13 protein-coding genes are annotated in these 10,468 nt (G+C 67.1%); 11 read left to right on the plus strand and 2 right to left on the minus strand.

Annotation, left to right across the window (positions count from 1 at the left end):
• Positions 1–185 precede the first annotated feature (185 nt).
• Genes BRAS3809_RS07860 through dhaK form a run of 11 tightly spaced genes read left to right on the plus strand, consistent with a single transcriptional unit; the run spans position 186 to position 8,798 of the window.
• Positions 186–1,148: a carbohydrate ABC transporter permease gene (locus BRAS3809_RS07860; RefSeq protein WP_008961553.1), complete on the plus strand. Its 963-nt coding sequence runs from the start codon at positions 186–188 to the stop codon at positions 1,146–1,148.
• Positions 1,145–2,098, plus strand: coding sequence for a carbohydrate ABC transporter permease (locus BRAS3809_RS07865; RefSeq protein ID WP_008961554.1), 954 nt, complete (start codon positions 1,145–1,147; stop codon positions 2,096–2,098). The genes BRAS3809_RS07860 and BRAS3809_RS07865 overlap by 4 nt, the downstream gene beginning before the upstream one ends.
• Positions 2,095–2,313 (plus strand): hypothetical protein, encoded by a 219-nt coding sequence (locus BRAS3809_RS07870; RefSeq protein ID WP_008961555.1) that lies wholly within the window; start codon positions 2,095–2,097, stop codon positions 2,311–2,313. Before BRAS3809_RS07865 ends, BRAS3809_RS07870 begins: the two co-directional genes overlap by 4 nt.
• A 4-nt stretch (positions 2,314–2,317) precedes the next feature.
• The gene (locus tag BRAS3809_RS07875) at positions 2,318–3,427 is read left to right on the plus strand and encodes an ABC transporter ATP-binding protein (protein WP_008961556.1); all 1,110 of its coding nucleotides are present in this window, start codon (positions 2,318–2,320) and stop codon (positions 3,425–3,427) included.
• Positions 3,420–4,430 (plus strand): ABC transporter ATP-binding protein, encoded by a 1,011-nt coding sequence (locus tag BRAS3809_RS07880; protein WP_008961557.1) that lies wholly within the window; start codon positions 3,420–3,422, stop codon positions 4,428–4,430. The genes BRAS3809_RS07875 and BRAS3809_RS07880 overlap by 8 nt, the downstream gene beginning before the upstream one ends.
• Before the next feature lie 3 nt (positions 4,431–4,433).
• Positions 4,434–5,039 (plus strand): dihydroxyacetone kinase subunit DhaL, encoded by a 606-nt coding sequence (gene dhaL / locus BRAS3809_RS07885; protein ID WP_008961558.1) that lies wholly within the window; start codon positions 4,434–4,436, stop codon positions 5,037–5,039.
• A 2-nt stretch (positions 5,040–5,041) separates the two neighbouring features.
• Positions 5,042–5,440: a dihydroxyacetone kinase phosphoryl donor subunit DhaM gene (dhaM, locus tag BRAS3809_RS07890; protein WP_008961559.1), complete on the plus strand. Its 399-nt coding sequence runs from the start codon at positions 5,042–5,044 to the stop codon at positions 5,438–5,440.
• Between the two features lie 12 nt (positions 5,441–5,452).
• Complete coding sequence (locus BRAS3809_RS07895) at positions 5,453–5,755, plus strand: HPr family phosphocarrier protein (protein ID WP_008961560.1); 303 nt, start codon at positions 5,453–5,455, stop codon at positions 5,753–5,755.
• Positions 5,756–5,758: 3 nt separating this feature from the next.
• Entirely contained in the window at positions 5,759–7,363 is a 1,605-nt protein-coding gene (gene ptsP, locus BRAS3809_RS07900; RefSeq protein ID WP_008961561.1) for a phosphoenolpyruvate--protein phosphotransferase, read from the plus strand.
• Positions 7,360–7,812 (plus strand): hypothetical protein, encoded by a 453-nt coding sequence (locus tag BRAS3809_RS07905; RefSeq protein WP_008961562.1) that lies wholly within the window; start codon positions 7,360–7,362, stop codon positions 7,810–7,812. Before ptsP ends, BRAS3809_RS07905 begins: the two co-directional genes overlap by 4 nt.
• The gene (gene dhaK / locus BRAS3809_RS07910) at positions 7,809–8,798 is read left to right on the plus strand and encodes a dihydroxyacetone kinase subunit DhaK (protein WP_008961563.1); all 990 of its coding nucleotides are present in this window, start codon (positions 7,809–7,811) and stop codon (positions 8,796–8,798) included. The genes BRAS3809_RS07905 and dhaK overlap by 4 nt, the downstream gene beginning before the upstream one ends.
• 17 nt (positions 8,799–8,815) lie before the next feature.
• On the opposite strand, the gene BRAS3809_RS07915 is transcribed toward dhaK, so the two are convergent.
• Entirely contained in the window at positions 8,816–9,175 is a 360-nt protein-coding gene (locus BRAS3809_RS07915; RefSeq protein ID WP_008961564.1) for a carboxymuconolactone decarboxylase family protein, read from the minus strand.
• 9 nt (positions 9,176–9,184) lie between these two features.
• The coding region (locus tag BRAS3809_RS07920) for an efflux RND transporter permease subunit (RefSeq protein ID WP_035655721.1) at positions 9,185–10,468 on the minus strand (1,284 nt) is incomplete at its 5' end.

The following is a 10,468-nucleotide window of genomic DNA, read 5'->3' on the forward strand; positions in this document are numbered from 1 at the left end:
CCAAGGGCGCGCTCGACGGGCTGATCGCCGACTGGACCAAGGTGTTCAAGGAGGACGGCAAGCTCTGATTGCCGCAGCAGATCCCGCGACATCTCGTCACGACGATCCCTCCGGCAGGTCGATCCTGCCGGACGGACCACCCGACGCAAGCGTCAGCCTGAAGCAGACAGTTAAGTAGCCCTCGCATGACCGAGCAAACCGGATTGAGCGGCCTCGTCGACCGCGCCGCCCTGGTGACACCGCCCGTCGTGGCGCGGCGCGTGCGGGGCCTGTCCGAGCGCGCCATCGCCTGGCTGTTCATCACGCCGACCATGCTGCTCCTGCTCGCGATCAACATCTTTCCCCTGATCTGGACCATCCGGCTGTCCTTCACCAACTATCGCGCCAATCGGCCCAATGCGACCGTGCTGGACGTCGGGCTCGCGAACTACCAGTCGATCCTGACCGATCCGGACGTCTGGGCGGCCATGACGGTGACCGCGCGCTTCGTGTTCTGGAGCATCCTGATCCAGACCGTGCTCGGCTTCACGCTGGCCTGGCTGATCGACAAGAAGTTCCGCGGCCACGGACTGTGGACCACGCTGATCCTGCTGCCGATGATGCTCTCGCCGGCCGTGGTCGGCAATTTCTGGACGTTCCTGTACCAGCCGCAGATCGGGCTGTTCAACTACGTCATCTCCGCGCTGACCGGGGCTCCGGCGTCCTCGTTCCAGATGCTGGCGCAGGTGCCGCTCGCGCCCTGGGCGATCGTCATCGTCGACACCTGGATGTGGACGCCCTACGTCATGCTGATTTGCCTCGCAGGCCTGCGCTCGATCCCGGACTACATCTATGAGGCCGCCGAGGTCGACCGTGCCTCCCCGTGGCGGCAGTTCTGGTCGATCACCCTGCCGATGGCGCTGCCCTTCATCATGCTCGCAGTGCTGTTCCGCGGCATCGAGAATTTCAAGATGTTCGACATGGTCAACCTGCTGACCGGCGGCGGACCCGGCTCGACCACGGAGGTGGCTTCGATCACGCTGAAGCGCGAAGCGTTCGAAAAATGGCGCACCGGCTATTCCTCGGCGTTCGCCATCATCCTGTTCGTCACCGTGTTCGGCCTCGCCAACATCTACGTCAAGGCGCTCAACCGGGTGAAAAGCCGATGACCGGTCTCGCTACCGCCCATTCCGTGGTCGATCCGTCGCCGCTCACCAAGCGGATCGCGGCGACGGTCGTGATCGCCTATGCGCTGGTCACACTGGTGCCGCTGCTGTGGATCGTCATGACCGGCTTCAAATCGCCGTCGGACGCGATCGCCTATCCGCCGAAGATCGTGGCCGAGCCGACCTTGGAGGGCTACTGCAATCTGTTCACGACGCGCAGCCGTCAGGCGCCGGAGTACATGGCCAAGCTGCCGCCGCCGTCGGGGCTGTGTGACCGAATCTCGCGTGACCGCAACATGGTGATCGCAGGTCCGTCGAACTACATCCCGCGCTACGTGAACTCGCTGGTGATCGCGTTCGGCTCGACGGCATTGTCGATCGTGCTCGGCACGCTCGCGGCCTATGCGTTCTCGCGCTTCAAGGTGCCGCTGAAGGATGATCTGCTGTTCTTCATCCTCTCGACCCGGATGATGCCGCCGATCGCCGTCGCCATCCCGATCTACCTGATGTATCGCGAGCTCGGCCTGTCGGACACGCGGCTCGGCATGATCCTGCTCTACACCTCCGTCAACATCTCGCTCGCGGTCTGGCTGCTCAAGGGCTTCATGGACGAGATCCCGCGGGAGTATGAGGAGGCGGCGATGGTCGACGGCTACACGCGGCTGCAGGCGTTCTTCAAGGTCGTGCTGCCGCAGGCCACCACCGGCATCGTCGCCACCGCGATCTTCTGCCTGATCTTCGCCTGGAACGAATATGCTTTTGCGGTGCTTCTGACCTCCGGCACGGCACAGACCGCGCCGCCCTTCATCCCGATCATCATCGGCGAGGGCGGCCAGGACTGGCCTGCGGTGGCGGCGGGCACCACGCTGTTCCTGATCCCGATCGTCGTGTTCACCGTGCTGCTGCGCAAGCATCTGCTGCGCGGCATCACCTTCGGAGCGGTGCGCAAATGAACGGGATCGCGCAAGACCGGCCGACCGAACACGCAGCCTCGCGCTGGCCGCGTCCGCTGCGACGCGGACCGATGGAGGCTGTCGCGACGGTGCTGATCGCTGCCGGCGTGCTGATGCTGCTGCAGCCCTTCGCGCTCGTGCTGTACACCTATTCGTTCGTCACCACGCTCGCGGGCGTCGTGATGTTCACCATCGTCTCCAAGTTCCCGGATTAGCGTCATGGCCGAGATCCGGATCGAAAACCTGGTCAAGCAGTTCGGCGGCTTCGCTGCCGTGCGCGGCACCAGCTTCACCATTGCCGATGGCGAGTTCTTCTGCCTGCTCGGACCCTCCGGCTGCGGCAAGACGACGACGCTGCGGATGATCGCCGGCCTTGAGCTGCCGACATCCGGCACGATCCGTCTCGGCGCCGAGGACGTCACCTTCCGTCGCGCCCGCGAGCGGGACATCGCCATGGTGTTCCAGCTGTTCGCGCTCTATCCGCATATGAACGTCCGCAAGAACATGGCGTTTCCGCTGGTGTCGATGGGTGTCGCCAAGGCCGAGATCAGGCGCAGGGTAGAGGAGGCCGCGCGAATCTTGCGCATCGATCACCTGATCGACCGTCCGGTGAGTGGATTGTCGAGCGGCGACCGCCAGCGCGTCGCGCTGGGCCGCGCCATCGTGCGCGAGCCCAAGGCGTTCCTGATGGACGAGCCGCTCGGCGCCTTGGATGCCGAGTTCCGCCACATCATGTGCGGCGAGCTGCGCGCGCTGCACGACCGGCTCAAGGCCACCACCGTCTTCGTCACCCACGACCAGCTCGAGGCGATGTCCATGGCCGACAAGATTGCGGTCATGAATCGCGGTGTGGTCGAGCAACTCGGCACCCCGCAGGAGATCTATGACCGTCCGGCCACCATGTTCGTCGCCGACTTCATCGGCTCGCCCGCGATGAATTTCATCCGGTTCGAGGCGCGGCTCACCGTTGGATCGAGCCGCGTGTCCATCGACGGTGCCGAGATCGGCCTGCCCGAGCTGCGTGAGGACGCCGAGGCGAGCGAGCTGGTGCTCGGCGTCCGGCCGGAGCAGGTGGCGCTGACGACCGAAGGCGGCCTGCGTGGGGAAGTATTCGGCACCGAGTATCTCGGCACCACCCAGATCGTCACCATCGCGACCGCGCACGGCATGGTCAAGGCGCGCGTGCCAGCAGCGGTTCGGGTCGACCGCGCGGAGCCGGTCGGGCTGAGCTTCCGCGCCGAACGCCTGTCGCTGTTCGATGCTGCCACCGGACGCGCCATCCGCACGGCGCTGTATGAGCAGCCGGCGAGAGGAGGGCGGCATGGCTGAGACCCGCCTCAACGCGGTCAGCAAATCCTTCGGCGCCAAGCCGGCGGTGCGTGATCTGTCGCTGACGATTCACGACGGCGAGCTCGTCGTGCTGCTCGGGCCGACCGGCGCCGGCAAGACGACGACGTTACGCCTCGTCGCCGGATTGGAAACGCCGGACAGTGGTGCCGTGAGCATCGGGGGCATCGACCAGACCCATGCGACGCCCGCGGCGCGCGACGTCACCTTCGTGTTCCAGCAGTACTCGCTGTATCCGCACCTTTCGGTGTACGACAATCTCGCCTTTCCGCTGCGCTCGCCGGTGCGCAAGACGCCCGAGGCCGAGATCAAGCGAATCGTGGGTGGTGTCGCGGCGATGCTGCGCATCGAGGACAAGCTCGGCAATCGCGCCACGCAACTGTCCGGTGGCCAGATGCAGCGCGTCGCGATCGGCCGCGCGCTGGTGCGCCGGCCGGCGATCGCACTGCTCGACGAGCCGCTGTCCTCGCTCGATGCCAAGCTCCGCGCCGAGCTGCGCATCGAGCTGAAGCGCATCCAGCAGGATCTGGGCGCGACCATGCTCTACGTGACCCACGACCAGATCGAGGCGATGACGCTCGCCAACCGCGTCGGCGTCATCGACCAGGGGCGGCTGGTACAGCTCGGGACTCCGCGCGAGATCTACGAGGATCCGGCGAATACCTATGTGGCGACCCGGCTCGGCAGTCCCGGCATCAATCTGCTGCCGCGGACGCTGTTCCCGGATCTCGCGGTTCCCGGCAGCGTCGCCACGATCGGCGCGCGGACCGAGCACATGTCCGTCCGGCGTGCTTCGAAGGATGCTGACGCCCGGGTGAAGTGGATCGAGCATCTCGGCGATCAGAATCATCTCCACATCACCTTGCGCGACCAGACCATCGTCAGCCTGGTCGAGCCTGATACGGAATTGAAAGTCGGCGACGCCGTCGCTATCGAGTTCACCCGGCCGCTGCTGTTCGACCGGGATGGCCAGCGGGTGAGATAGGGCATGGACCAGGGTTTCAAGCGTCGACTGATCGCGGCCATGGGCGAGGCCATCATCGCCCATGCCGAGGAGCTGACCGCGCTCGATTCGGCGATCGGCGACGGCGATCATGGACTGAACATGAAGCGTGGCTTCGAGGCCGTGCTGGCCGATGCGGACAATATCTCCGCCAAGCCGCTGCCCGATGCATTGAAGGCCATCGGCATGACGCTGGTCATGAAGGTCGGCGGCGCGTCCGGTCCGCTGTACGGAACGCTGGCGATGGGGCTGGGCAAGGCCCTGCCGGCGGCCCCGTCGGTTGCGGAAGCGGCGGCAGCGCTCGGACGCGCGATCGAGGATGTGAAGTCGCGCGGCAAGTCCGAAGCCGGGCAGAAGACCATGCTCGACGTCCTCGTCCCGGTGCAGGCGGCGTTTGCCGCCGGTGGCGCTGGTCTCGCAACGCGATTGCCTGCGGTCGCCGCGGAGGCGGCCGACGCGACCGTGCCGATGAAGGCGATCCGCGGCCGCGCGTCCTTTCTCGGCGAGCGCTCGATCGGGCACATGGATCCCGGCGCGCGCTCGTCCAGCCTGCTGGTGCAGGCGATCTGCAGAGTCTTCAACGAGGCCTGAACATGGGTGAACAGAAGAACGTCGGCATCGTCATCGTCTCGCATTCCGCCAAGGTGGCAGAGGGCGCGGCCGACATGGTCAGGCAGATGGTCGGCGACAGCGTGCCGCTGGCGGCCGTCGGAGGCAACGCCGATGGTGGCCTCGGCACCGATGTCGGCGCCATCATGGGCGCGATCGACAAGGCCTGGTCGGAATCCGGCGTCGCGATCCTGGTCGATCTCGGCGGCGCCGAGACCAACAGCGAGATGGCTGTGGAGATGATGCCGGAGGACAGGCGCGAGCGCATCGTGATCTGCAACGCGCCGCTGGTCGAAGGCGCGGTGATGGCGGCGACCGAAGCCTCCGGCGGCTCGTCGCTCGACGCGGTGCGCGCGACCGCCGAAGAGCTGATGGGCGGATGAGCGGTGACGACAATGGCTGATGGCGGAGAGATCGGCATGCAGGAAGTGAAGGGTCATGCGCTGTTGACCAACGAGGTTGGGCTGCATGCGCGCCCCTCGGTCAAGCTGACCCAGCTCGCCAAGCGCTTTGCCGCGACGGTGGAGATCGCGATCGCGGCGGACGGGCCGTGGACCGACGCCAAGAGCCCGGTGAAGATCATGCGCGTCAAGGCGGCCAAGGGCGAGACCTTGTACATGCGAGCGAACGGCGCCGATGCAGAGGACGCGGTGCGCGCGCTGGCCGATCTCGTCAACCGGAAGTTCGACGAGGAGTAGGTGGTGGAACGGCGTATCCGAGGTCGCGCGGCGTCGGAAGGGCTGGCCATCGGGCCGGCAGTCATTCTGCGCGCATTGGAGGGCGCCCATCGGACCAAGGGTTCGATCGCAGAGGAGCATGCGGCGCTGGCCGCTGCCGTCGCGGGGGCCCGCGAGGCCGTGGCCGATTTGACGGCGAGCCTCGCAGGCGATGCGGCCGAGCTGATCGGCTTTCAGCTCGCGCTGCTCGAGGACGATGCGCTCACGGAATCCGCCTACGCGCGGATCGAGCGCGGCGATGCGGCCGAGGATGCCTGGCGCGCCGCCATGGCCGCGGAGATCGCGGGCTATGAGTCCGCCGATGATGAATATTTCCGGGCTCGCGCGAGCGATCTCGCCGACATCAGGGATCGCGTGCTGCGGCACCTGTTCGGGCTCGCTGATGATGGCCGGCTTCCCGACGGCGCGATCGTGGTCGCGCGCGACCTCGCTCCATCGGCTTTCCTCGGCGTCGACTGGTCGAAGGGCGGCGGCATCGCGCTCGGTGAGGGCAGCCCGACCAGCCACGTGGCGATGCTGGCGCGCGGCCGTGGCGTGCCGATGGTGGTCGGACTTGGCCGGGACCTGGACAGCCTGACCGGAGTGCTGCTTGTGGACGGCACGCGCGCGGAGGTCGTCATCGGTCCCAGTCCCGAGCGCATGGCTCTGGCCCGCACAGAGGGCGATGAACTCCGGCACCGCAAGGCAGAGGCCATCGCGCGCCAGCACGAGCCCGCGCTGACACGCGACGGAACGCCGGTGACGGTCCTCATCAACATCTCCGGTCCGGATGACATGGCGATCGTGCCGGCCCGTGCCTGCGACGGCGTCGGTCTCGCCCGCACCGAGTTTCTGACCGCCAATCTTCTTCATGACGAGGACGCGCAGTACCGCGCCTATGCCGAGTTGATGCGCTGGGCCGACGGCCGGCCGGTGACGATCCGCACTCTCGATGCCGGCGGCGACAAGCCGATCCCCGGCTATACGGTCGATGGCGAGAGCAATCCGTTTCTCGGCCTGCGCGGCATCCGCCTGTCGCTGCGCCATCCCGATGTCTTTCGCGTGCAGCTCCGCGCGCTGTCGCGCGCTGCCGCTCTCGGCCCGCTGAAGGTGATGCTGCCCATGGTCACGAATGCCGGCGAGCTGGACGCGGCGCGCGGACATCTGCGCGCGGTGCTCTCCGATCTCGCAAAGGAGCGCGTTGCCTGCTCCGAGCCGGTCTTCGGAATCATGATCGAGGTGCCGGCCGCGGCGCTGGCCGCGCAGGACTTCGCCGCCGACTTCTTCTCGATCGGCACCAATGATCTCACGCAATATGCCACTGCGGCGTCCCGCGACGGTGCCGAGGTCGCCGACTACGCCGACGTGCTGCATCCCGGCGTGCTGGCGATGATCGCGCACGTCGTGCGCGCCGGCGCTGCCAGGGGCGTCGAGGTGTCGATCTGCGGCGACGCGGCCGGTGATCTCAGGGCGATTCCCGCGTTGCTCAAGGCGGGAGTCCGGGCCCTCTCGGTGTCGCCGGGCCTGTTGCCGCAGGTCAAGGCCGCGATTCGCGAGATCGATCTCGCCAAGCTGGGCGAGGGCGCATGAGCGAGCAGGATTCATCGGGGGCCTCGAGCCCGCTGGCCGACTACAAGGCCATCCTGCGCGCCGTGATCGACAGCCGCCCGTCCGGCACGCGGCAGCGGCTGGCGGAGGCGATCGGCAAGAACCGCAGCTTCATCTCGCAGATCATCAATCCGGCCTATCCGACGCCGATTCCGCTGCAGCATCTCGAGACCATCTTCCACATCTGCCATTTCTCACCGCCGCAGCAGCAGGCGTTCCTCACGGCGTATCGTGCGGCGCATCCGGGCCGCCTCGAAGAGGCCGAGACCCAGCGGCCGACGCGGCGGATCATCGTCGAGTTGCCGGATTTCGGGGATGACGCGCTGAACGCGCATGCGGACCGCATCATCACCGGGGTGGCGCGCGGCATCAGCGCGCTGATCTCAGCCAACGAAAACAAGGACGAGTCCGATCCGGGAGGGAAGCCATGAAGAAGCTGATCAACGCCGTCGACGACGTGCTGACCGAGAGCCTGCAGGGATTTGCCGCCGTCCATGGCGACATCGTCGCGCTCGGCGAGGACAACAAGTTCGTCCGCCGCAAGAGCCTCAAGCCCGGCAAGGTCGCGCTGATCTCGGGCGGCGGCTCCGGCCATGAGCCGCTGCATGCCGGCTTCGTCGGCCAGGGCATGTTGGACGCGGCCTGTCCCGGCCAGGTCTTCACCTCGCCGACCCCGGACCAGATGCTCGCTGCGGCGCAGGCGGTGGAGACGGGGGCGGGATCTCTGTTCATCGTCAAGAACTACGAAGGCGACGTCATGAACTTCGCGATGGCCGCGGAGATGATGGAGACCAAGGTCGCGACCGTAATCACCGACGACGACGTCGCGGTGGAGACCTCGACATATTCGACCGGACGCCGCGGCGTCGCCGGCACGATGGTCGTCGAGAAGATGCTCGGCGCGGCGGCGGAGCAGGGCCGCGGCCTGGATGCGCTCAAGGTGCTCGGCGACGATGTCAACAAGCGCACCCGCTCGATGGGCGTCGCGCTGACCTCCTGCACTGTGCCGGCCGCCGGCAAGCCGACCTTCGCGCTCGGCGAGGACGAGATGGAGATGGGCGTCGGCATCCACGGCGAGCCTGGCCGTCGCCGCGTCAAGCTCGCCTCCGCCGACGCGATCGCGGACGAGATGATGAGCGCGATCCTGGCCGATCTCGCCCCCAAGTCCGGCACGCCGTGCCTGCTGCTGGTCAACGGCTTCGGCGCGACGCCGGCGATGGAGCTGTATCTGATGGCCAATGCCGCGCGCCGCATTCTCGAAGGACGCGGACTTTCGATCGCGCGCGGGCTGGTCGGCTCCTACGTCACCTCGCTCGACATGGCCGGCTGCTCGCTGACCGTCACCGCGCTCGACGATGCGACGCTGACGCTGTGGGACGCACCGGTGCACACCGCCGCGCTGCGCTGGGGCTGTTGATGGAGCGACAACAGCCGTCAGGCGACGGCGGCCGCCTGCTGCTGGAACTGCTCGAAGGCGCCGATCGCATCGGCCGCATACATCAGCGACGGCCCGCCGCCCATGTAGATCGCCATGCCGAGCGTCTCCTCGACCTCCTGGCGGGTCGCGCCGAGGCGCACCAGCGCCTCGGCATGGAAACCGATGCAGCCGTCGCAGCGGACGGCGACGCCGATTGCCAGGGCGATCAGCTCCTTGGTTTTCTTGTCGAGCGCACCGTCGGCGCCCGCCGCCCGCGCCAGCGCGGAGAAGCCTTGCATGACGTCGGGGATGTCCTTGCGCAAGGTCTTCAGGTTGCCGGAGATGTCCTTGCAGATCTCGTTGTAGTTCTTGGTCATGGACGTTTCCTAGAATGCTTTCATGGTCGGTTTGCCGGGGTCGCGCAGCGCGATGTAGATCGCGGGGATGACGAGCACGGTCAGCAGGGTGGATGAGGCCAGGCCGAACAGCAGCGAGATCGCCAACCCCTGGAAGATCGGGTCGAGCAGGATCGTCGCCGCGCCGATCATCGCCGCCAGCGCCGTCAGCAGGATCGGCTTGAATCGGACGGCGCCGGCCTCCAGCACGACGTCGCGCAAGGTCTTGCCCTCGCCGCCGCTGTGCCGGATGAAGTCGACCAGCAGGATCGAGTTGCGGACGATGATGCCGGCGAGCGCGATGAAGCCGATCATCGAGGTCGCCGTGAACGGCGCGCCCAGCAGCCAATGGCCGAGCAGGATGCCGATCAGCGTCAGCGGGATCGGCGTCAGGATGACGAGCGGCAGCTTGAAGCTCTTGAACTGCGCCACGACCAGCACGTAGATGCCGAGGATCGCCGCGCCGAACGCCGCGCCCATGTCGCGGAACGTCACATAGGTGATCTCCCATTCTCCGTCCCACAGCAAGGTCGGATGGGACTCGTCCTTGGGCTGGCCATGGAAGCCGATCGAAGGCTTCGGCAGCTTGCCCCAGTCATGCGCATCGATACGATCGGCCACCGCGAGCATCCCGTAGAGCGGGGCCTCGAAGCGGCCGGCGAGCTCGGCCATCACCATGTCGGCGAAGCGGCCGTCGCGGCGGAAGATCATCGGCGAGCCGTCTTCCATCGTCGCCTTCACGACCTGGCCGAGCTCGACCACGGTCTTGCTGCCGGGCACCGTGTTGGCCGGCACCGGCGTCGAGGCCAGAGCCTGGCTCCAGCTCTTGTCCTGCTTCGGTAGCTTCACCGCGATCTCGATCGGATTGCGGTCCTCGCCGCGATGCGAGTAGCCGACCGAGACGCCGCCGAACAGGGTCTGGATGGTGTCGTAAACGTCGCGTTGCTCGACCCCGAAATATTCGAGACTGTCCTGGTCGATCGACAGCCGCAGCCGCGGCCGCGGCTTGCCGATGGAGTCGTCGATGTCGACGATGAAGGGGACATCGGCGAACACCTTCTTCAGCTCGGTCGTGACGGCGCGCCGCGTGGCGGCATCCGGGCCGTAGATCTCGGCGAGCAAGGTCGCCAGCACCGGCGGCCCGGGCGGTACTTCGACCACCTTGATGCTGGTGCCCGAGGGCACCGCGACCGCCTTCAGCCGCTGGCGCAGGTCGAGCGCGATGTCGTGGCTGGAGCGCTTGCGGTCGCCGCGCGCCGCGAGATTGACCTGGAG

This window comes from Bradyrhizobium sp. STM 3809 (genome assembly GCF_000239795.1).
Taxonomy (GTDB): domain Bacteria; phylum Pseudomonadota; class Alphaproteobacteria; order Rhizobiales; family Xanthobacteraceae; genus Bradyrhizobium.